Annotated in this window: 20 protein-coding genes; 3 read left to right on the top strand and 17 right to left on the bottom strand. The window is 73.3% G+C overall.

All coding sequences use genetic code 11. The features are described 5' to 3' along the window. Nucleotides 1-137: 137 nt before the first annotated feature. Nucleotides 138-632, bottom strand: a complete 495-nt coding sequence (locus L2C96_RS20925) for a DinB family protein (RefSeq protein WP_237337425.1) — start codon at nucleotides 630-632, stop codon at nucleotides 138-140. Between the two features lie 97 nt (nucleotides 633-729). Here L2C96_RS20925 and L2C96_RS20920 point away from each other — a divergent pair, with 97 nt between their 5' ends. Then, nucleotides 730-1,164 (top strand): OsmC family peroxiredoxin, encoded by a 435-nt coding sequence (locus L2C96_RS20920; RefSeq protein WP_237337424.1) that lies wholly within the window; start codon nucleotides 730-732, stop codon nucleotides 1,162-1,164. A gap of 63 nt (nucleotides 1,165-1,227) precedes the next feature. On the opposite strand, the gene L2C96_RS20915 is transcribed toward L2C96_RS20920, so the two are convergent. From L2C96_RS20915 to L2C96_RS20840, 16 genes are all read right to left on the bottom strand, one after another. After that, nucleotides 1,228-2,022 (bottom strand): cell division protein FtsQ/DivIB, encoded by a 795-nt coding sequence (locus L2C96_RS20915; RefSeq protein ID WP_237337423.1) that lies wholly within the window; start codon nucleotides 2,020-2,022, stop codon nucleotides 1,228-1,230. Further along, nucleotides 2,023-3,432: a UDP-N-acetylmuramate--L-alanine ligase gene (gene murC / locus L2C96_RS20910; protein ID WP_020423145.1), complete on the bottom strand. Its 1,410-nt coding sequence runs from the start codon at nucleotides 3,430-3,432 to the stop codon at nucleotides 2,023-2,025. After that, nucleotides 3,429-4,532 (bottom strand): undecaprenyldiphospho-muramoylpentapeptide beta-N-acetylglucosaminyltransferase, encoded by a 1,104-nt coding sequence (murG, locus tag L2C96_RS20905; protein ID WP_020423144.1) that lies wholly within the window; start codon nucleotides 4,530-4,532, stop codon nucleotides 3,429-3,431. Before murG ends, murC begins: the two co-directional genes overlap by 4 nt. Nucleotides 4,533-4,538: 6 nt before the next feature. Then, entirely contained in the window at nucleotides 4,539-5,963 is a 1,425-nt protein-coding gene (gene ftsW / locus L2C96_RS20900) for a putative lipid II flippase FtsW (protein ID WP_237337422.1), read from the bottom strand. After that, entirely contained in the window at nucleotides 5,950-7,344 is a 1,395-nt protein-coding gene (murD, locus tag L2C96_RS20895; protein WP_237337421.1) for a UDP-N-acetylmuramoyl-L-alanine--D-glutamate ligase, read from the bottom strand. Before murD ends, ftsW begins: the two co-directional genes overlap by 14 nt. Before the next feature lie 2 nt (nucleotides 7,345-7,346). Beyond that, nucleotides 7,347-8,435 (bottom strand): phospho-N-acetylmuramoyl-pentapeptide-transferase, encoded by a 1,089-nt coding sequence (mraY, locus tag L2C96_RS20890; protein WP_017981836.1) that lies wholly within the window; start codon nucleotides 8,433-8,435, stop codon nucleotides 7,347-7,349. Then, nucleotides 8,432-9,901, bottom strand: coding sequence for a UDP-N-acetylmuramoyl-tripeptide--D-alanyl-D-alanine ligase (locus tag L2C96_RS20885; protein ID WP_020423141.1), 1,470 nt, complete (start codon nucleotides 9,899-9,901; stop codon nucleotides 8,432-8,434). Before L2C96_RS20885 ends, mraY begins: the two co-directional genes overlap by 4 nt. Then, on the bottom strand, nucleotides 9,898-11,487 hold the full coding sequence (locus L2C96_RS20880) for a UDP-N-acetylmuramoyl-L-alanyl-D-glutamate--2,6-diaminopimelate ligase (protein WP_237337420.1): 1,590 nt from the start codon (nucleotides 11,485-11,487) through the stop codon (nucleotides 9,898-9,900). The genes L2C96_RS20885 and L2C96_RS20880 overlap by 4 nt, the downstream gene beginning before the upstream one ends. A gap of 177 nt (nucleotides 11,488-11,664) precedes the next feature. Next, on the bottom strand, nucleotides 11,665-13,554 hold the full coding sequence (locus L2C96_RS20875; RefSeq protein WP_372491244.1) for a peptidoglycan D,D-transpeptidase FtsI family protein: 1,890 nt from the start codon (nucleotides 13,552-13,554) through the stop codon (nucleotides 11,665-11,667). After that, on the bottom strand, nucleotides 13,554-14,306 hold the full coding sequence (gene ftsL / locus L2C96_RS20870; RefSeq protein ID WP_237337419.1) for a cell division protein FtsL: 753 nt from the start codon (nucleotides 14,304-14,306) through the stop codon (nucleotides 13,554-13,556). Before ftsL ends, L2C96_RS20875 begins: the two co-directional genes overlap by 1 nt. Then, nucleotides 14,303-15,262, bottom strand: coding sequence for a 16S rRNA (cytosine(1402)-N(4))-methyltransferase RsmH (rsmH, locus tag L2C96_RS20865; RefSeq protein ID WP_237337453.1), 960 nt, complete (start codon nucleotides 15,260-15,262; stop codon nucleotides 14,303-14,305). The genes ftsL and rsmH overlap by 4 nt, the downstream gene beginning before the upstream one ends. A 179-nt stretch (nucleotides 15,263-15,441) precedes the next feature. Then, on the bottom strand, nucleotides 15,442-15,873 hold the full coding sequence (gene mraZ, locus L2C96_RS20860; protein ID WP_026153053.1) for a division/cell wall cluster transcriptional repressor MraZ: 432 nt from the start codon (nucleotides 15,871-15,873) through the stop codon (nucleotides 15,442-15,444). Between the two features lie 456 nt (nucleotides 15,874-16,329). Then, nucleotides 16,330-17,043: an ESX secretion-associated protein EspG gene (locus tag L2C96_RS20855; RefSeq protein ID WP_237337418.1), complete on the bottom strand. Its 714-nt coding sequence runs from the start codon at nucleotides 17,041-17,043 to the stop codon at nucleotides 16,330-16,332. Then, a complete protein-coding gene (locus L2C96_RS20850; protein WP_237337417.1) occupies nucleotides 17,040-17,597 on the bottom strand; it encodes a PE-PGRS family protein in 558 nt (185 codons plus the stop codon). Before L2C96_RS20850 ends, L2C96_RS20855 begins: the two co-directional genes overlap by 4 nt. Before the next feature lie 10 nt (nucleotides 17,598-17,607). Then, complete coding sequence (locus L2C96_RS20845; protein WP_237337452.1) at nucleotides 17,608-18,141, bottom strand: DUF3558 family protein; 534 nt, start codon at nucleotides 18,139-18,141, stop codon at nucleotides 17,608-17,610. 4 nt (nucleotides 18,142-18,145) lie between these two features. Continuing rightward, nucleotides 18,146-18,496 carry a hypothetical protein gene (locus tag L2C96_RS20840; RefSeq protein WP_020423131.1) on the bottom strand — a complete coding sequence of 117 codons (351 nt, stop codon included), beginning with the start codon at nucleotides 18,494-18,496 and terminating at the stop codon, nucleotides 18,146-18,148. A 249-nt stretch (nucleotides 18,497-18,745) separates the two neighbouring features. Between L2C96_RS20840 and L2C96_RS20835 the strand changes: the two genes are divergently transcribed. Both L2C96_RS20835 and L2C96_RS20830 read left to right on the top strand, forming a co-directional pair. After that, nucleotides 18,746-19,834 (top strand): AAA family ATPase, encoded by a 1,089-nt coding sequence (locus tag L2C96_RS20835; RefSeq protein ID WP_020423130.1) that lies wholly within the window; start codon nucleotides 18,746-18,748, stop codon nucleotides 19,832-19,834. 6 nt (nucleotides 19,835-19,840) lie between these two features. Then, a complete protein-coding gene (locus tag L2C96_RS20830; protein WP_237337416.1) occupies nucleotides 19,841-21,115 on the top strand; it encodes a DUF58 domain-containing protein in 1,275 nt (424 codons plus the stop codon). The last annotated feature ends 234 nt before the right edge of the window (nucleotides 21,116-21,349 follow it).

Below are 21,349 nucleotides of genomic sequence, written 5' to 3'. Positions count from 1 at the left end.
CCCTCAACCTAAACTCAAGGTTCAGAGTTATGTCAACTCCCCGCTCCGTCCGCCGAAGGTAGGGATCCGGCGAACCGGAATCCAGTAGCCACGCCGCGTGTCGGCCGTGGCGTTGCAAAATCACCGCGCCGGACGCGTCATTCGCCGGTCCGGCCGTCGGTCAGCTCACGCAGCAGGTCCAGGTGCCCGGCGTGCCGCCCGGTCTCCTCCACCATGTGGATCAGCACGTAACGCAGGTTGATCGAGCCGTCCCGGAAGGACACGAGGGTCTCCGGCGCCATCCCGGCGGCGATCTCGCGGCTGACCGCGCACTGCGCGCGGTAGGCGTCCACCAGGTCCGCCAGCGGGATCGTGAGCGCCTCGCGGAAGTCCGCGTCGCGGTCGGCGGCCAGCTTCTCGTCCCACCGGCTGGGACGGCCGGCGAGGACCACCTCGAACCAGTGGTGCTCCACATAGGTCAGGTGGCTCACCAGGCCGGCGATCGTGGTCAGCTGGCTCGGCACGAGGCTGCGGCGGGCCTGCTCGTCGGTCAGGCCCGCGCACTTGAGCACGACGGCCTCGCGCAGGAAGTCCAGGAACGCGCCGAGTTGCTCGCGCTCGCCGCCGTCGAAGGCGGGCTCCGTTCTGATCATGACCCACAGCCTTCCACAATGGATGTGTTGCGCGCAATTAAATTGCACGCTATGTTCGATGGCGGAAGGATCTTCACACCGATGGAAGGGGAACACCATGCCCAGTCGCGACGCCACCACCCACTGGGAAGGCGGCCTGCAGAACGGCAAGGGCCACGTCACGCTCGACTCGTCGAACGCGGGCCAGTTCGACGTGTCGTTCCCGACCCGCGCCGGCAACCCGGAGGGTCAGACCAGCCCGGAGGAGCTCATCGCCGCCGCGCACTCGTCGTGCCTGGCGATGAACCTGTCCGGCGTGCTGGAGTCGCAGAACCTGCGCGCCGAGTCCATCGACGTGAGCGCCGAGGTCACGCTCGGCCCGGCCGCGGGCGGCGGCTTCGAGATCAGCGGCATCGCGATCACCCTGCGCGCCACCGTCCCCGGCGTGGACGCGGCGAAGTTCGCCGAGCTGGCGAAGACGGCCGAGCAGACCTGCCCGGTGTCGAAGGCGCTGGCCGGCACGACGATCACGCTGGACGCGGCGCTCGACTGAGCCCCCGCAACGCGGTGGCCCGCGGTCGCACGTCCTCGGCGATGTGCGACCGCGTCTCCGTCCTCAGGAGACGGTCGGCAGCTCGGGGCTCGCGACGTCGTAGACCTGCCCCTCGCGGGTCAGCAGCACGTTCAGCACCTGCGCCTTGCGCTCCGCCTTCTCCGCGTTCCCCCAGCGGACCGTCTTGCCGCTGGCCAGCGTGAACTCCACGCCGCCCGGGGTTTTGGCCCGCACGACCGTGATCTGCCCCTTCAGCGGCTGCGGCACGGTCGCGAGCACCGCCACCACCGAATGCGTCACCGGGTCGTCCGGGGCCACCGCCGCCACCTGCACCTCCGGCAGGCCGTCCGGCTTGTTCTGCACCGTCTTGTAGTCCAGGCCGCCGGAATCGACCAGGTGGAACCCGTCGGCCGCCGCGGTGAAGCCGATCGGCGTCCGCTCCGTCACCGTGATGTCCACAGTGGACGGCCACGACCTGGAGACGTCCACAGTGGCCACCCCGGGGATCGCCGTCACGCGGGCGGCGATCTCGCCGGTGTCCAGCAACAGCATCGGCTTCAGGTCGGGCACCGCGGCGGCGGCCAGGATCTGGTCCCCCGGCACGCTGTTCGCGCCGTGCACCTCCACCGACCGGACGCCCAGCAGCGACGTGAACAACACGACGTAGGCGAGCCCGGCCACCGTCAGCACGGTCAGCAGCGCCACCCAGCGGCGTCGCAGCGCGCGGCGCCGCGAGACGCCCGTGCCGGTGCGCCGCCGCGCCGTCAGCGGGCGCCGTCCCCGGCGGCTGCGCACCGCCGACGACGACCGCCGCGTGGACGGCCTGCTGCGCTCCTCGCTCCGCGCTCGCGTCGCCACCTAGCCCCCGGCCCGCCGGTCCAGCTCCGCCAGGATCTCCGGCCCCAGCTGCGTCACGTCGCCCGCCCCCATGGTCACCAGCAGGTCGCCGGGCTTGACGAGGTCCGCGGCCAGCGCCACGGCCCGGTCGAACGCCGGCTCGTAGTGCACCCCGGCGCCGGTGATCTGCTCCGCGATCAGCGCGCCGCTGACGCCCGGCTCCGGCTCCTCCCGCGCGCCGTAGACGTCCAGCAGCACGACCTCGTCGGCCAGCCCAAGCGCCTCGGCGAACTCCGCGGCGAACAGCTTCGTGCGCGAGTACAGGTGCGGCTGGAACACCACGACCACGCGACCGTTCCCGGCGGCGTGCCGCACCGCGCGCAGCTGCGCCGCGACCTCCGTGGGGTGGTGGGCGTAGTCGTCGTAGACCCGCACGTCGCCCGCGCGGCCCTTGAACTCGAACCGGCGCCGCACCCCGCCGAACGCGGCCAGCCCCTCGGCCAGCCCGTCCAGCGGCGCGCCCAGCTCCAGCCCGGCCAGCAGCGCGGCCACGGCGTTGAAGGCCATGTGCTCGCCCGGCACCGCGACCCGCACATCGGTCTCGGCGCCGTCCAGCGCGATCCGGATGACCCCGCCGCCGTCGGCGGGCCGGTAGTCCAGCACCTTCGCGTCGCCGGGGTCCGTCACCGACCGGCCGTAGCGGCGCACCCGCACGCCCGCGGCCGCCGCGTGGTCGCCCAGCGCGTTCGCGGCCTCGTCGTCGGCGCACACGACCAGCAGGCCGCCCGGCTCGATGCGTCGGGTGAACTGCGTGAAGACGGCGGTGTAGGCCTCGGCGGTGCCGTGGTGGTCCAGGTGGTCCGGCTCGACGTTGGTCACCACCGCCACCGACGGCGAGTAGCTCAGGAACGACCCGTCGCTCTCGTCGGCCTCGGCGACGAACAGCCCGCCCTCGCCGTGGTGGGCGTTCGCGCCGGACTCGTTGAGGTCGCCGCCGATCGCGAACGACGGGTCCAGCCGGCAGTGCTGCAACGCGACGGTGAGCATCGACGTGGTCGAGGTCTTGCCGTGCGTGCCCGCGATGCAGGCGACCCGGTGCCCGGCCATCAGCAGCGCCAGCGCCTGGGCGCGGTGCAGCACCGGGATGCCGCGCTCGCGGGCGGCCACCAGCTCCGGGTTGCTCTCCTTGATGGCCGTCGACACGACCACCGCGGACGGGCCGCCGGGCAGCGCGTCCAGGTTCTCCGGGCGCTGCCCGATGCCGATCTCGGCGCCCTGCGCGCGCAGCGTCAGGAACGCCCGGGAGTCCTTCGCGTCCGAGCCGGACACGCGGGCGCCGCGCGCCAGCAGGATCCGCGCGATGCCGCTCATGCCGGCGCCGCCGATCCCGATCAGGTGGGCCCGGCTCAGCTCGGCGGGAACGTCGCTCACTTTCCGCACACCTCCAGGACGATCCGCGCCAGCACCTCGTCGGCCTCGCGGTGGCCGAGCCCGACCGCCGCCGAGCTCATCTCCGCGACCCGGGCGGCGTCGGTGACCAGCGGGACGACCAGCTCGGCCACCTTCGCCGGGGTCAGGTCGGCGTCGGGCACCAGCAGCGCCGCGCCGGCGTCCACCGCGGGCCTGGCGTTGATCGCCTGCTCGCCGTTGCCGTGCGGCAGCGGCACGAACACCGCGGGCAGCCCGACCGCGGACACCTCGGCCGCGGTCATCGCGCCGGACCGGCACAGCACCACGTCGGCCGCGGCGTAGGCCAGGTCCATCCGCTCCAGGTAGGGCACCGGCACGTACGGCGGGCGGCCCGGGAACTCCTGCACCACCAGGCTGTTCTTCGGCCCGTGCGCGTGCAGCACGCCGATCCCGGCCTCGGCCAGCTCCTTGGCCGCGCCGGACACCGCGTTGTTGATCGACTGGGCGCCCTGCGAACCGCCGAACACCAGCAGCGTCGGCGCGTCCGGGTCGAGCCCGAAGTGCGCGCGGGCCTCGGCCCGCAGCGCCGCCCGGTCCAGCGAGGTGATCGACCGCCGCAGCGGGATGCCGACGACCTCGGCGCCCGGCAGCGGCGTGCCCGGCACCGCGACCGCGACCCGCTTCGCGAAGCGCGCGCCGACCCGGTTCGCCAGGCCCGGCGACTGGTTTGCCTCGTGCACCACGATCGGCACCCGGCCGCGCGCGGCGAAGTACGCCGGCAGCGACACGTAGCCACCGAACCCGACCACGACGTCCGCGCCGACCCGGTCCAGCACCTCGCGCGTCTGCTTCACCGAGTCCCGGATCTTCAGCGGCAGCCGCAGCAGATCGGTGGTCGGCTTGCGCGGCAGCGGCACCGGCGGGATCAGCTCCAGCGGGTAGCCGCGCGCCGGGACCAGCTTGTTCTCCAGCCCGCGGGACGTGCCGAGTGCGACCACCGTGGCGTCCGGCCGCAGCCGCCGCACGGCGTCGGCCAGCGCCAGCGCGGGTTCGATGTGTCCGGCCGTGCCGCCGCCCGCCACCACCACGGTGGGAGCCACGCCGGTAACCGCCTTGCTCACTTGCTCCTACGTCCCTCTCCGCACTGAACTTCCCCGTCTGGCCGGCGTCGACCGCCGGCGCTCGGGCGCCTGCGCCGATCGTGCCCCGCGGGCCGAGGGCCGGTCACCGCGGGGTGCCGGACGGCCGCTCCCCCGCCGCCGCGCCGGCGGCCGGTAGACCTCGGGGGCGGGCAGGCGCAGGAGACGGCCGAACTTGCCCGGCCCCTGCGACCGCAGCGCCGCCACCGACTCCGGCTCGTGCCGTGCGGCGTTGGCCAGCAGGCCCATCAGGAACATGGTGACCCAGATCGACGTGCCGCCCGCCGAGATCAGCGGCAGCGTCACGCCGGTGACGGGCAGCAGCCCGACCACGTAGCCGATGTTGATCCCGGCCTGCGACACCGTGAACACCGTCAGCGTGCCGGCGGTGATCCGGATCCACGGGTCCAGGTTACGCATGGCGATGCGGAGGCCCACGATCGCGAGCCCGACGAACAGGCCGATGACCACGATGCAGCCGATGAACCCGAGTTCCTCGCCGATCACCGCGAAGATGAAGTCGTTCTGCACGTTGGGCAGGTAGGACCACTTCGACGGCCCCTGCCCGAGGCCCTTGCCGAACAGACCGCCGTCGGCCAGCGCGTACTTGGCCTGCGTGGCCTGGTAGGCGGCGCCGCTGGTGTCCGAGCCGGGCGACAGGAACGACATGACCCGCGACATGCGGTAGGACGCGGTCAGCGCCAGCACCACCGCACCGGCGATGCCGCCGGCGAGGATCACCGCGAACAGCCGCTTGGGCGCGCCGGCGAACCACAGCAGCGACATCAGCACCACGCCGAGCGTGATCGTGCCGGACAGGTTGGGCTGCGCCATGACCAGCGCGAACATCAGCAGCGCGACCGGCACCACCGGCACCATCAGGTGCCGCCACTGGTGCAGCACGTGGTACTTGGTGACCAGCACGTGCGCGCCCCACAGGGCGAAGGCGACCTTGGTGAACTCGACCGGCTGCACCGAGAATCCGCCCACCACGAACCACCGCTGGGCGCCGCCGCCGGCCGAACCGAGCGGCGTCAGCACCAGCGCCAGCATCACCAGGCACACCAGCACGGCCATCGAGGACAGCGCGCGGGTCCGCTTCAGCGGCATCCGCAGCGCCACCCAGAACACGACCGACCCGGTGAGCACGAAGATCAGGTGCTTCTTGAACAGCGCGTACACGCCGGAGCCGGTGTCCGGGTCGACCGAGGCCACCGAGGACGCCGACAGCACCATCACGATGCCGATCGACGTCAGCAGGCCGGTCAGCGCCAGCACCAGGTGGAAGTCGGCCAGCGGGCGCGACAGCCACGCGGTCAGCGCGGTGAACGTGGCGCGCGCCGGGCTCTGCCGGTCGCCCCGGTCCCGTCTGCGCGGCGCGCTGTCCTGCTCCTTGTCCTCAACGACCGTCATCGGCAGACCCCGTCGCACGGGCCAGGACCGCGTCGGCGAAGGCGTCACCCCGATGGGCGTAGTTGCGGAACATGTCCAGGGACGCCCCGGCGGGCGCCAGCAGCACCACGTCACCGGGCCGGGCCAGGTCGCTGGCCACCGAGACCGCCTCGTTCATGGCCCCATCGTCACCCGAGGCGACCCGGTGGACGGGGACATCCGGCGCGTGTCGCGCGAGAGCGGCCGCGATCACCGGGGCGTCGGCGCCCATCAGCACGACCCCGCGCAGCCGTCCGGCGACCACCTCGACCAGCTCGTCGACCGCGGCGCCCTTGAGCTGCCCGCCCGCGATCCACACCACGCTGGAGTGCGCGAGCAGGGACCCGGCGGCAGCGTGCGGGTTGGTGGCCTTGGAGTCGTTGACGTAGCGGACCCCGCCGAACTCGCCCACCTCGACGGCGCGGTGCGCACCCGGCTGGAACTCGCGCAGGCCCTTGGCGACCCCGGCGGGGTCGATGCCGTAGGCGCGGGCCAGCGCGGCCGCGGCGAGGGCGTTGGCGAGGTTGTGCGGGCCGGCCGGGCGCACCTCGCTCACCGAGATCAGCTCGTCGGCGGAGTGCTGCGGGTCCGGGCCGTAGGCGCGGTCGATCAGCAGGTCCTCGACCAGGCCCAGCTCGCCCGGCCGCGGGGTGTCCAGCCGGAACCCGACGCGCTTCGCCCCGGCGGGGGCGTACTCGCCGGCCAGCCGCACCGACCACGGGTCGTCGGCGTTGTGCACGACGACGTTCGAGTGGGCGTGGATGGTGCCCTTCGCGGCGGCGTAGGACTCCATCGTGCCGTGCCAGTCCAGGTGGTCCTCGGCGAGGTTGAGCACCACCGAGGCGTGCGGGGCCAGCGTCGAGGACCAGTGCAGCTGGAAGCTGGACAGCTCCACCGCCAGCGCCTCGTAGCCTTCGAACACCGCGTCCAGCACCGGCAGGCCGATGTTGCCGCAGGCCAGCGCGTGCACCCCGCCGGCACGCAGCATCGACTCCAGCATGCCGACCGTGGTGGTCTTGCCGTTGGTGCCGGTGACCGCGAGCCAGGTGGCCGGGTTCGGCAGGTCCCGCGAGGCGCGCCAGGCCAGCTCGACGTCGCCGATCACCTCGATGCCGGCGGCGGCCGAGGCGACCAGCAGCGGCGCGGTCGGGCGCCATCCGGGGCTGGTGACCACGAGGTCGGTGCCCGCGGGCGGTTCGGTGAGGCCCGGGGCCAGTTCGGCGCCCAGGCCGTCCAGCTCGGCCAGCCGCTCGGCGTTGCCGTCGGTGACCGTGACCCGGGCGCCACGCTCGGTCAGGGCCCGCACCGCCGATTTGCCGGTGACCCCGGCGCCGGCGACGAGCACGTTGCGTCCGGCGAACACGACTAGCCTCCCGCGCCCAGCTGTTCGGAGTAGAACAGGCCGAGGCCGAACATGCAGCAGATGGCGGCGAGCAGCCAGAACCGGATGATCACCGTGGTTTCGGCCCAGCCGGCCAGCTCGAAGTGGTGGTGGAACGGGGCCATCCGGAACAGGCGGCGGCGCGTCGTGCGGAACACCGCGATCTGCAGCACCACCGAGATCATCTCGACCATGAACAGGCCGCCGATGACGATGGCGAGCAGCTCGGTGCGGGTGGTGATGGACAGGCCGGCGACCAGGCCGCCCAGCGCCAGCGAACCAGTGTCGCCCATGAAGATCTTGGCGGGCGCGGCGTTCCACCAGAGGAACCCGACGCACGCGCCGGCCGCGGCGGCCGCGACGACGGCGAGGTCCAGCGGGTCGCGCACGTCGTAGCAGGCGGCCTGCGGGGTCACCACGCAGGACAGGCGGGCCTGCCAGAACGCGATCACCACGTAGGTGGCCAGCACCATCGCCGAGGTGCCGCCTGCCAGCCCGTCCAGGCCGTCGGTGAAGTTCACCGCGTTCGACCAGCCGGAGATGACCACGTAGCAGAAGATCACGAAGATCACCGCGGGGAAGGTGATCAGCGCGAGGTCACGCACGTAGCTGAGGTTCCGCGAGGCCGGGGTGAGGCCGTAGCGGTCGGCGAACTGCAGCGCCAGGATGCCGAAGGCGACCGCGACCACGAGCTGGCCGACCAGCTTCGCGGTCTTGTTCAGCCCCAGGTTGCGTTGCTTGCGGATCTTGATGAAGTCGTCGAGGAACCCCACCACGCCGAGGCCGACCGCGAGGAACAGCACCAGCAGGCCGGACGCGGACGGGCCGTCGTTCGCGGAGCTGCCGGAGCCGATCCAGTTCATCAGGTGCGCGGCGAAGTAGCCGACCACCATCGCGATGATGATCGCGACCCCGCCCATCGTGGGCGTGCCGCGCTTGGACTTGTGGCCCTGCGGGCCCTCCTCGCGGATCTCCTGGCCGAAGCCCTGCCGGGAGAAGACCCGGATGAGGTAGGGCGTGAGCAGGATGGAGACCAGGAGACCGATCGCGGCCGCGATCAGAATGCTGATCACGCAACACCTTCCTTGAGCAGTGCGTCAGCGACGAGCCAGAGCTCGGCGACCTTCGAAGCCTTCACGAGCACGACGTCACCGGGTTCCAGCTGCTCGCGCAGGAGGTCGATCGCGGCGGCGGCGTCGGGCACCAGCACGGACTCCTCACCCCACGAACCCTCGTGGCTGGCGCCCTGGTGCATCGCGGCGGCCTCGTCTCCGACCACCACGAGCCTGCTGATGTTGAGCCGGACCGCGAGGCGGCCGATCTCGTCGTGCGCGGACACGCTATCGGCACCGAGTTCGCCCATCACACCGAGGACCGCCCAAGACCGCCTGCCGCGGCTGGCCGAGGCCAGCGTCTTGAGCGCGGCGCGCATCGACTCGGGGTTGGCGTTGTAGGAGTCGTTCATGACCACGACGCCGTCGGCCCTGGTGGTGACCTCCATGCGGCGCGCGGAGCGGCGCTGGGCTGCCGACAGGCGCTGCGCGACCTCTTCCACGGTGGCGCCCAGTTCCAGCGCGATCGCGGCGGCCGTGAGCGCGTTGCCGACGTGGTGCTCGCCGTACAGCGACAGCGTCACCGGCGCCTCCCCGGCCGGGGTGATGAGCCGGAAGGAGGCGCGGGCCTGCTCGTCGAGGGTGATGTCCTCGGCGCGCACCTGCGCGTCCGGGTGCTCGCCCACGCCGACGACGCGGGCCGTCGTGCGGCTCGCCATCGCCGAGACCAGCGGATCGTCCAGGTTGAGGACCGCGATGCCGCCCTCGTCCGCCGACGGCAGCGCCTCGACCAGTTCGCCCTTGGTCTTGGCGATGGCCTCGCGCGAGCCGAACTCGCCGACGTGGGCGCTGCCCACGTTGAGCACGGCGCCGATGCGCGGCGGGGCGATCTCGGCGAGGTGCGCGATGTGGCCGGGGCCACGGGCGGACATCTCCAGCACCAGGTGGCGGGTGCGCTCGTCGGCGCGCAGGGCGGTCCACGGGTGGCCCAGCTCGTTGTTGAACGACCCGGGCGGCGCGACGGTCTCGCCCATCGGCTCGAGCAGCTGCGCGATGAGGTCCTTGGTGGAAGTCTTGCCCGAGGAGCCGGTGACCCCGACGACGGTGAGCCCGCCGCGGGACAGCTCGATCACCACGTGCCGGGCCAGCTTGGCCAGCGCGGCCAGCACGGCGGCGCCGGAGCCGTCCTTGTCGCCGGTCAGCGCGAGCGCGCGCTCGTGCGCCTGGCCGGGCGGCAGCGGCGGCACGATCACCGCGGGGGCGTCGACCTCGCGCGCGGCCAGCACGCCGGCGGCGCCGCTCTCCACCGCCTTGGCGGCGAAGGCGTGCCCGTCGACCTTCTCGCCGGGCAGGGCCACGAACAGCCCGCCCGGGGTGAGGCGGCGCGAGTCGAACTCGACGCTGCCGGTGACCGTCTCGCGTCCGTCGGTGCGGTGCAGCCGCCCGCCGGTGACGGCGGCGATCTGCTCCAGGGTCAGCGGGATCAACGGGTCTCCTGGTTCTCTTCGAGCCGGCGCCGGATCGCCGCCGCCAGCTCGTCGCGGTCGGAGAAGGGGTGCACGACGCCCGCGGCCTCCTGGCCGGTCTCGTGGCCCTTCCCCGCGATCAGCACGACGTCCCCGGGCCCGGCGAGCTCGACGGCCTTGACGATCGCCTCGCGCCGGTCGCCGATCTCCAGCACCTCGCCCGCGTCGTGACCGGCCGCGCGGGCCCCGGTCAGCATCGCGGCGCGGATCGCGGCCGGGTCCTCCGACCGCGGGTTGTCGTCGGTGACGATGAGGACCTCGCTGCGCTTGGCCGCGGCCTCGCCCATCATCGGGCGCTTCGCGGTGTCCCGGTCGCCGCCGCAGCCGAGGACGGTGATGATCCGGCCCTCGGTGCGGGCGCGCAGGGCGTCCAGCGCCTGCGCCACCGCGGCCGGCTTGTGCGCGTAGTCGACGACGGCGGTGAAGTCCTGGCCCAGGTACACCCGCTCCATCCGGCCGGGGACCTCCACGTGCGCCAGGCCGGTGACCGTCTCCTCCAGCGTGACGCCGCAGGTCTCCAGGATCGCCGCGGCCAGCAGCGCGTTGGCGATGTTGAACGTGCCGGGCAGCGGCAACGTGGCGCGTGCGGTGCGGCCGGCCGGCGAGTGCAGCGTGAAGCTCTGCTCACCGGTCGGGGTGGTGGCGAAGTCCGTGGCGGTCCAGCTGGCGTCCACGCCCGGCTCGGTGGTCACGGTGATCGTGTGCGGCGTGACCAGCGCCTGGCCCCACGCGGTGTCGATGCACACCACCTCGGTGGTGGAGCGGCCGTCGAACAGCAGCGACTTGGCGGCGAAGTACTCCTCCATGTCGCGGTGGAAGTCCAGGTGGTCCTGGGAGAGGTTGGTGAACGCGCCGACCGCGAAGCGGGTGCCGTTGACGCGGCCCAGCGCGAGCGCGTGGCTGGACACCTCCATCGGCACGTGCGTGACGCCCTGCTCGACCATGACGGCGAGCAGCGCCTGCAGGTCCGGCGCCTCGGGCGTGGTGAACGCGCTGGCCAGCCGCTCCCCGGCGATGCGGGTCTCGATGGTGCCGATCAGGCCGGTCACGTGCCCGGCGGCGCGCAGGCCCGACTCGACCAGGTAGGTCGTGGTGGTCTTGCCCGACGTGCCGGTGATGCCGAGGACGGCGAGCTCCAGCGACGGCTCGCCGTAGATCCAGGCGGCCATCGAGCCGAGCACCCCGCGCGGGTCCGGGTGCACCAGCACCGGGACGCCCGCCTCGCGCAGCGCCGGCCGATCCGCGCCCGCCTCGTCGGTGAGCACCGCCGCCGCCCCGGCCGCGATGGCCTCCGCGGCGAAGTCCGCCCCGTGCGCCCGCGCGCCCGGCAGCGCGGCGAACAGGTCGCCGGGCAGGACGTGCTGGGCCCGCAGGGTGGCCCCCGTGACGACCGTGTCGCCCGGCCAGTGCGGCTCGCCGACCAGGCGCGCGTCCGCGCGCGCGACGAGCGTGGTGAGCGGGACCGGCTCGATGCGGGTCGGCCGTGGCGGCGCCACCGCCGCCTTCACCGGGCTGTCCGGTACCCGCCCCTTCGCTTCCTGCGACATGGTGCTGCTTCCAGACGCTTCCACCGACACAGCACGGAAGGTTACCGAGGTGGTTTTCCCCGTCCGCGAGCCGGTACTCCTAGCGCTTGTGTCTCGATTGGACAGCGACGGCAATCCCCGCGACGCCTCGCCGGGCGAGGCTGGTGCTGGGGCGGCTCCGCCGCTGATGGGCGAACCTCAGGGCAGCACGAGCGGCACGTACGGAGCCGCGCCCTCGGACAGCGGGATCTGGAACCGCTGCGTCAGGTACGAGGCGATGTCGTGGAACAGGGGCGCCGCCGAGTGGCCCGCGGGCAGCGTGGTGTCCGGCGCGTCCAGGCGGATGCCGACCACGAACCGCGGGTTGTCGGCGGGCAGGATCCCCGCGAAGGTGATGTTGTAGAGCGTGTCGCTGTACGCCCCGGTCGCCGGGTTGACCTGCTGGCCGGTGCCGGTCTTGCCGGAGATCTGGTAGCCCTCCAGCGCCGCCGTCGGGGCCGTCCCGCTGTTGCCGTTCTTCCCGGTCTGGGTGACCGCGCGCATCATGTTCCGCACCGTCGTCGCGGTCTCCGGGCTGACCACCTGCGTCGTCTCCGGCGCGGCCTTCGGCACCACCGTGCCGTCCGGGCGGATCTCCTCCTTGACGATGCTCGGCTGCACCCGCAGGCCGTTGTTCGCGATCGCCTGGTACATCGCCGTCATCTGCACCACGGTCATCGACAGGCCCTGCCCGATCGGCAGGTTGCCGAACGTGGTGCCGGTCCAGGTGTTGCGCGGCGGCACGAACCCGCGGCTCTCCCCGGACAGGCCCAGGCCCGCGCTCTGCCCGATGCCGAAGCGCTTGAGGTAGTCCAGGTACTTGTCCGGGCCGAGCTGCTGGGCCAGCAGCAGCGTCCCGACGTTCGAGGACTTGGCGAAGATGCCGGTGACCGAGAAGTTCTGCGTCCCGTGCACCCACGCGTCGTGGACCGTGTGGTCGGCGACCTTCAGCGAGCCGGGCACCTGCAGCACCGACTCGGGCGTCACCAGGCCCTGGTCGATCGCCGCGGTGGCGGTCACGATCTTGTTCACCGAGCCCGGCTCGAACGGCGTGGACACCGCCTGCAGGTCCATCAGCGATTGTGTGTAGGTCTTGTTGTCGTACGGGTCGAACGTCGCGTCGTCGGCGATCGCGTAGATCTCGCCGGTCTTCGCGTCCATCACGACCGCGCTGGCGCCCTTGGCGTGCGACTGCCGCACGTAGTCGGCCAGCGCGTTCTGCAGGAAGTACTGCGTGTCCGAGTCGAGCGTGAGCACCACGTCGTTGCCCGGGGTCGCCGGCTGCACGTCCCGCTCGGTGCCCGGGATGATGACGTTGTCGTTGCCCTGCTTGGTGTCCGCGACGTAGCGGCCGGGCTGCCCGGCGAGGTCGGAGTTGAGCGTGTACTCCAGCCCCGCCAGGCCCTGCAGGCTGTGCTTGGACACGTCGGGGTCGTCCATCCGCCAGTTCGCCAGCCCGACGACGTTCGAGGCCAGCGTGTCGCCCGGGTACTCGCGGGCGGCGCGCACCTCGGCGCCGATCTCCGGGAAGGCCTTGGTGATCTCCTCGGCGATCGACGGCTCGACCCCGTCGACCAGGTAGGTGAACGACGTGGTCTTGCGGAAGTCGGCGAGCAGCTCGGCCTCGGTGACCCGGCCGGGCAGCTTGGCGGCGATGAACTTCGCCGCGTCCGCCGCGCGCGTCTCGTAGTTCTGGCCCCCCGCCGGGTTCTTCGCGGCGACCTCGTCCCACGCCTTGCGCATGGCGCGCAGGTTCACCGACAACGCGCGGGTTTCCACGGTGAACGCGAGCTTGACGTTGTTGCGGTCCACAATGGACCCGCGCTTGGCCGGGATCGGGATGGTGGTGCTGCGCTGGCTCTCCGCCTTCGCCGACAGGGCCGCGGCCTGGAAGCCCTGCACCTGCACGAGCTTGAGACCTGCCAGGACGAGCACGGCGACGAGCGCGATGCGCACGCCGACGTAGCGCCCCTTGCCGGTGGCGGCGTTGGGCTGGCCGGCCACCTGGCGCATGCGGGCGCCGTAGCTGCGGCGTCCCGGCCGAGCCATCACTGCCCTCCCGTGGTCTGCTGTCCCGGCGCCTGCGTCTGCCCGCCGGCAGGCGGCACCTGCGCCTGGTCCTGCGGCTGGACGACCTGGCTGTCGCCCTGCGGCACGTCACCCTCGATCGGGCGGCCGCCGACCGGGGTGCCCTGCGGCACCACCGGCGCGGTCTGCTGCTGGGTGACCGGGGCGCCCTCGGCCTTCTTCGGCTCGCCGACCACGGTCACCGACCCGTCCGGGTTCACCACCAGGTGCGCCGGGTCCTTCGCGGGGACCATGCCCAGCGCCTTGGCCCGCTCGGCCAGCGACGACGGCGACTCCGCGCCGCTGACGTCCTGCTGCAGCTGCTCGACCCGCTCGGCCAGCGCGGCGTTGTCGTCGCGCAGCTGCTCGAGGCGGTAGGAGTCGGCGATCGCCTGCGTGGACAGCAGCAGCGTGACCACCACACCGGCGGCGAGCAGCACCATCACCAGCAGCACGAACGTGGCGCGCGACCGAGGCAGCCGCAGCTTCAGCCGGGTCTTCTCGCGCTCCGGCTCGGGCGTGGTGCGCTTGAGGCCCTCGGCGCGCTGCGCCCGCCGGGCGTAGGCGCGCTCGGCGGCGGTGGTGCGCTGAGTCTGCTTGGCAGGCTGCCGCCGGGGGCGGCGCTTGGCCGGTACCGGTGTGCCCAGGCCCTCCTCGGCGGGGGTGTCCGAACGGCGCGGGCGCCGTCGCGGCTCGGCACCGGCCTGCCTGCGTGTCCGCGTAGGCGCTGTCATGCGTCCGCCTCCTTGATCCGTTCCGCCACCCGCAGCCGCACGGACGCCGCCCTCGGGTTCTGTTCGATCTCTTCCTCGCTCGCCTTCTCGGCGCCGCGCGTGATCAGCTTCAGTTCCGGCCCGTGGCCGGGGAGTTCGACGGGCAGGCCCGGCGGGGTCCGCGACTTCGCCAGCTCCGCGAAGGCCTGCTTGACGATGCGGTCCTCCAGCGAGTGGTAGGACTCCACGACGATCCGGCCGCCGACCGCCAGCGCGGACAGCGCCGCGGGGATCGCCCGCCGCAGCACCTCCAGCTCGCCGTTGACCTCGATGCGCAGCGCCTGGAACGTGCGCTTGGCCGGGTGGCCGCCGGTGCGGCGGCTCGCCGCGGGCACCGCGTCGTAGAGCAGCCGCACCAGCCGCTCGCTGCGGTCGAACGGCCGCCGCGCCCGCTCCGCGACGATCGCCTTGACGATGCGCTGGGCGAACCGCTCCTCGCCGTACTCGCGCAGGATCCGGACCAGCTCGCCGGGCTCGTAGGTGTTGAGCACATCCGCCGCGGTCTGCCCGGTCGTGGGGTCCATCCGCATGTCCAGCGGGGCGTCGCGGGCGTAGGCGAACCCGCGCTCCTCGGAGTCCAGCTGCATGGAGGACACGCCGAGGTCGAACATCACGCCGTCCACACGGGACAGTCCCAGCCGGGCGAGGACGTCCGGCAGGGTGTCGTAGACCGCGTGCACCAGCTCGACCCGGTCGCCGAACTTCGCCAGCCGCGCGCCGGAGCGTTCCAGCGCGTGCGGATCGCGGTCCAGGCCGATGAGCTTCAGCTGCGGGAAGGCGGTGAGCAGCGCCTCGGAGTGCCCGCCGAGCCCGGTGGTCGCGTCGACCACCACGGCCGGGCGGCCTTCCAGCGCGGGAGCGAACAGCTCCAGCACGCGCCCGGTCATGACCGGCACGTGCGCGGCCTCGGCTGCCACTTCTCCCACCCCCTTACACCGTCGTCCGGATGCCGTCAGGTCCCCGCCCGCCCGCTGCGGACCTGGTGCCGGGGAAGGTGCACCAGGGCCGCTGAGCGGACAGAGGCCTCACGACATCCGTCGCCGGATCCCGCCCCCACTTGCGTTTCGCCACCCGCGCCCCCCGACGGCGCGGGTCACTAGAAGACCCCCGGCAGGACCTCTTCCTGGGCCTGCGCGTAGCTGTCCTCGTGTTCCTCCAGGTAGGACTCCCAGCGCTGGGCGTCCCAGATCTCCAAGCGCGTGATCGCCCCGATGACCACGCACTCCTTGTTGAGCCCGGCGTAGCGCCGCAGCTCGGGCGCGATCGCGATGCGCCCCTGGCCGTCCGGACGTTGCTCGTCGGTGCCCGCGAACAGGTACCGCTGGTAGGCCCGCACCGCCTCGTTGGTGAAGGGCGCCTCCGCGACCTTGCGGGCCAGCTGCTCGAACTCCGCGCGCGGGAAGACGAAGAGGCAGTGATCTTGCCCCTTGGTGACCATCAGCCCACCTGCCAGCGCGTCGCGGAACTTCGCGGGCAGCGTGAGCCGCCCCTTGTCGTCCAGCTTGGGGGTGTGGGTGCCGAGGAACACCGGCACTCACCTCCCCACCGCTCCCGGTGCTCCACCGGATGCGGCCCCTGGGGCCTCCCTTCCGCCCCACTGGGCACCACCGTACCCCACTTTTCCCCACAGTCAACGCCACGGAGATGCCCGACCGGGCGAACGTTTCGGTGTTTTCGCAGGTCAAGGCGTGGGGGGCGAAGTGGGGAGAAGGTGGGGGGCGACGGCGCCCCTCCCCCGGGCCGGTTAGCTCACGGGTCCGGTTGCGGGCGTTTTCGCGCCGTGGTGGGGGCCGGTGGGGCGGGTGGTGGGAGGAAGTGGGGGCCGTGGTGGTGGGAAGTGGGGGCCGAAGAACTCACGCACGTGAGGGTGGGACTCGGGAGAGCCCCGAGACTCCGACACTCGGCGGCACGAGTTCGGCGCGCGAGGTGCGCGGCAGTTGCGTGGGTTGAGCGGCCGGTTGCGTGACCTTCGCCCGGACCGGTCTCAGCCGACCAGGTCGGCCAGCCGCGCGGCGAGCCGGGCCGAGTCGGCAGGCACCACGTTCACCCACGGCGCTCCCCCGCGCCCCGGTTCCACCGTGCCCAGGTACGCGCCCTGATCGGTGCGGAACCAGCTCACCCCGCCGACCCGCCGCGGCCGTCCACCCTCGCGCACGCGCACCGTGAACTGGCCCGCCCCGAGCACCGGCCGGGACTGGATCGCCCGCGCCTCCTCCAGCTGGCGCGCGGCGGCACGCGAACCGCCGTCGCCGGCGAGGGCGTCGGCGGGCAGGCTGACCCCGTAGCCGGGCCCGGGCTCCAGCGGGGGCAGCAGGTCGACGACCGCCGTGAAGATCTCCGTGTCGCGGATCCCGGACAGCCCGATCGTCCGGCTCGGCTGCGCCGCCAGCACGCCCCGTCTGCCGCCGGCCGCGGCCACCGCCCGGAACGGCGTCTCCGCGTCCAGCTCGGGCAGCGACTCGCACTCGACGTAGACCTCCGCGGTCGCCAGCGTCGCCAGCCGCGACTCCAGCGCGGAGTCCAGCCGGCCGCCGTCGAACAAGCCCCGCTCGGCCAGGTTCGCGTGCACCGCGCGGCGGATCTCGGCGCGCTCGGCCCCGGTCACGCCGACGCTGCGGACCTCCAGCGGCGACGGCACCCGGTCGTGCCCGAGGTCGTGCCACAGGATGTCGAACGCGGACGCCGAGACCCGGATCACCGCTCCCCCAGCTCCGGCGGCTCGTCGAAGAAGCGACCCGGCACCGACTCGCGCAGCGCGGCGTCGCGGGCGTTGAGCACGTCGATCGCCTTCTGGCGGGCCTCCTCGGCAGCCGCCCGCCGCTGCTCCATCGCGTCCGACAGCCCGGCCAGCGCCGCGAAACTCCCGCTCGCCGCGGCCTCCCGGATCATCGCCGCCGGGTCGTAGGGCACCGGCGGCGGCATCTCGTCCCGCGCCCGCGCCGCTATCCCGGCCTGGCGCCCGACCGCGTCGGACAAGCTCAGCGACAGCTCGGTCGCGTGCCCGGACCAGCTCTCGGCCTTGGCCAGGGTCTTGCGCAGCGCCTCCCCGGCGGGCCCGTCGAACGCCTCGCCCGCCCGCGCCGAGATCGCGCCCAGCGCCTGCGCCGACTCACGCAGCCGCGCGGCCAGGCCCGCCCACTGCTCGCCGATCCGGCCTGCCGTGGCGGGGTCGTTGCCGTCGGCGACCTCGGCCGCCATCGCCTCGTGGCTGTAGGACTCGTACCGCCGCGTCGGCTCGGGCACCTGGTTCACGCTGGCTCCCTCAGGGCAGTTTCGGCTCGATCAGCCGGGCCACGGTGTCGGCCCGCTCGCACGCGAGCGGCGTGTCCTCGAAGCCCGTGTTGGTCACGTCCACCTGCACGCTGGCCTCCTGGCCGACGCCGAGCAGGACCGCGCAGGTGCCGTCCCCGGCGCGCCGGTCGGACACCCGGAAACCCTTGTGCGCGCCGACGGTCACGCGCTTGCCGGTGCCCTTGTCGATCTCCAGCGAGTTCAGCGGGGCGTTCTCGGCGAGCGTGACGGTGACGCCGAACGTGCCGGGCTCGGTCCAGTCGCAGGCCCGGTCGGCGCCGATCGTCTTCTCCGTGCCCAGCGACGTCAGCCCGGCGGTGGAGCGGTCAGTCGCGGTCAGCAGCTCGCACGGCTTCAGCCCGGCCAGCCCCGGCGGCGACGGCGGGATGCTGGACGACGAGGGCGCGGACGTCGGCGGCGGCGGCGCCGCGGGCTGCGAAGCCGGCTGCCCGCACGCGGCGAGCAGCAGCCCGGCCCCGGCGAGCGCGACCACCACACCGCGCATCCGCTCAGCCACCGCTGCAGTCGACGCCCTCGGCGGCGTCGTCGTCGCTGTCGGAGTACCGCTGCAGCGCGCGGCGGATGTTCGTCTTGAGCGTCTCCAGCTCCTGGCCGAACCGGATCAGCGAGTCGGCGGCCGAACCGGGACCGCCCAGCCCGTAGCGGGCCATGAACTCGCCGACCTCGCCGGCGTACCCGCCGCCCAGCGGCACGGTGCGGCCCAGCACCCTGGCCTCACGCACCATTTCGCCGACGACGTCCTGCAGCTGGCTGATCTGCTGGTAGGCCCCGGCCGCCAGCTCGGGCGAGACCGCGAACGCCCCCGCGTTCACGTTCAGGCCGCCGCGCGTGTCGGTCATCGGTTCTGTTCGCACCTCTCGGTAGCCGACCGGTTCCGGAACGCAGCATAGCGCCCGAATCGAATTCAGGGTTCTTGGACCGACTTGGCCGGGGTTTGACACACTGGATGCCAGGCTGGGTGCCGGGGCGGGCGACCGCGGGCGTCACCTCCGTCCCCGGCTGTGAGATCCTTCCGCGCCGCGGCGCGGTTCAGGCGGGCCGCACCCGTGTTCCGGTTTTGAAAAAGGGCTTCGGCACCAGGAGGTCGAGTGACGTCGAGGACACAGCCTGCATCGCCCGGGGAGTACACCGGCGAGCAGGCGCCCGGGCAAGCGCCGTACCACGCCGGCGGCGCGAGCCCCGCGCACGGCCTGCCCATCAGCCACAACGGGCACGGTGAGCTGCACGAGACCATGCGCCGCATCGCGGCCAACGTCGAGCGGGTGCTCGTCGGCAAGCCCGAGGTGGTGCGCGTCGCGCTGGTGACGCTCCTGGCCGAGGGCCACCTCCTGGTCGAGGACGTGCCGGGCGTCGGCAAGACCTCGCTGGCGAAGGCGCTCGCCCGGTCGATCGACTGCACGGTCAGCCGCATCCAGTTCACGCCGGACCTGCTGCCCAGCGACGTCACCGGCGTGTCCATCTACAACCGGCAGACCGGCGGTTTCGAGTTCCGGCCCGGCCCGGTGTTCGCCAACATCGTGGTGGGCGACGAGATCAACCGCGCGTCGCCGAAGACCCAGTCGGCGCTGCTGGAGTGCATGGAGGAGAAGCAGGTCACGGTCGACACCACGACCTACCGCCTGGACGACCCCTTCATGGTGATCGCCACCCAGAACCCGATCGAGATGGAGGGCACCTACGCCCTGCCCGAGGCGCAGCGCGACCGGTTCACCGCGCGCGTGTCGATCGGCTACCCCGACCAGCAGGCCGAGCTGGCCATGGTCGACGAGCACTCCGGTCACGACCCGCTGGCCGACCTGCAGCCGGTGTCCGACGCGGCCACCCTGCACCGCCTCATCCAGCAGGTCCGCGGGGTGCACATCGCGCCGGACGTGCGCAAGTACGCCGTCGACCTGGTCGCCGCCACCCGGCAGGTGCCGGAGATCCGGCTCGGCGCGTCGCCGCGGGCCACGCTGCAGCTGGTCCGCTCGGCGCGTGCCCAGGCCGCGTTGTCCGGCCGCGACTTCGTCGTCCCGGACGACCTGCACGCGGTCGCCGTCCCGGTGCTCGCGCACCGGCTGGTGCTGACCACCGAGGCGCACGCGGCCCGCCGCTCCGCCACCGACGTGGTCCGCGCGGTGCTGCACCGGGTGCCGGTGCCCCAGGGCGGTCACCCGCAGACCGCCGGCCGCCGGTAGACGGCCGTGTTCCGGTCGCTGTCCGGGCTGACCACGCGGGGGCGGTGCCTGCTCGCCGCCGGCGTGGCGGCCGCGGTGTGCGCGGTGGTGCTCAACGAGCGCGATCTGCTGCGGGTCGCCGTGTTCGTGGTGGCGCTGCCGCTGCTGGTCGCGCTGTTCATCGCGGCGTCGCGGGTGCGCATCGGCGCGTCCCGCAAGCTGCTGCCCGAGCGGGTGTCGGCCGGTTCGGCCGGCGAGGTGGAGCTGGCGCTGTGGCGCAACGGCAAGCTGCCCGCCGGTGAGGTCCTGCTCGAGGACGGGGTGCCCTACGCGCTGGGTTCGCGGCCGCGGTTCGTCGTGGAGCGCCTGCCGCACGGGCGGGTCATCGCGCTGCGCTACCCGATCCAGCCGATGATGCGCGGCATCCAGCAGGTCGGCCCGCTGCGCGCGACGCTGACCGACCCGTTCGGGCTGTGCGAGTTCGACCGCGAGCTGATCGCGCACTCGCGGCTGGTCGTGGTGCCGAAGGTGGTGTCCCTGTGGGGGCTGCCCAGCGGCGCCGGGATCGGCGCGGGCGACGACGGCAGCGTGCGGTTGCGGGCAGGCCAGGGCGAGACCGACGTGGTGGTGCGGCAGTACCGCCAGGGCGACGACCTGCGCAAGGTGCACTGGCGCTCCACCGCGCGGCGCGACGAGATCATGGTGCGGGTCGAGGAGCGGCCGTGGCGCGGCGGGACGACCGTCCTGCTGGACCACCGGGCCGCCGCGCACCACGGCACCGGGCCGGCCGCGAGCCTGGAGTGGGCGATCTCGTTCGCCGCGAGCGTGTGCGTGCACGTGCGGCGGGCCGGGCACCGGGTCCGCCTGGTCACCGAGCACGGCAAACCGCTGGCCGACGTGCCCGGCGACGGCGGCGAGGGCTACGACAACGTCCTGCTCGACGCGCTGGCCGCGTTGCAACCGGCGCACCAGCGCGACCTGACGACCGGCCACGACCCGGCCGAGGGGCAGGAGCTGATCGCGATCCTGGGGACCGTGTCGAACCAGGCGGTGACCGAGCTGGCGCGGTTCCGGCCGCGCGGCATCCGGAGCCTGGCGGTGCTGCTGGACACCCCGGCGTGGTCCGGCGGGGTGAGCGCGCCCGAGCACCGCGCGGCGGCGACGGAGGAGTCGGCGGCGCTGCTGCGCGCGGCGGGCTGGGGAGTCGTGGTGGCCGGCCCGAACGCCTCGATGCCGCAGGTGTGGGCCGACCTGTGCCGCACGGCCGCCGGACGGGGTTCGTTGATCGGAGGTGCGCTGTGAGCGTCCTCCACGCGCGGATCCCACGCCCAGCGGCGCGAACTCTCCATTCACGAGCGCGAGTTCCCCGCCCGGCGCGCCAGGCGGGGCTCGCTGACCGGACATGCGCTGCGAGCGCCCTCCACGCGCGGATCCCACACCCAGCGGCGCGAACTCTCCATTCACGAACGCGAGTTCCCCGCCCGGCGCGCCAGGCGGGGCTCGCTGACCGGACATGCGCTGCGAGCGCCCACCGTG

The sequence above is a fragment of the Amycolatopsis tucumanensis genome (genome assembly GCF_021654135.1).
GTDB lineage: Bacteria > Actinomycetota > Actinomycetes > Mycobacteriales > Pseudonocardiaceae > Amycolatopsis_E > Amycolatopsis_E tucumanensis.
Note: the sequence above shows the minus strand (reverse complement) of the source record. Positions and strands in the feature narration are given on the sequence as shown.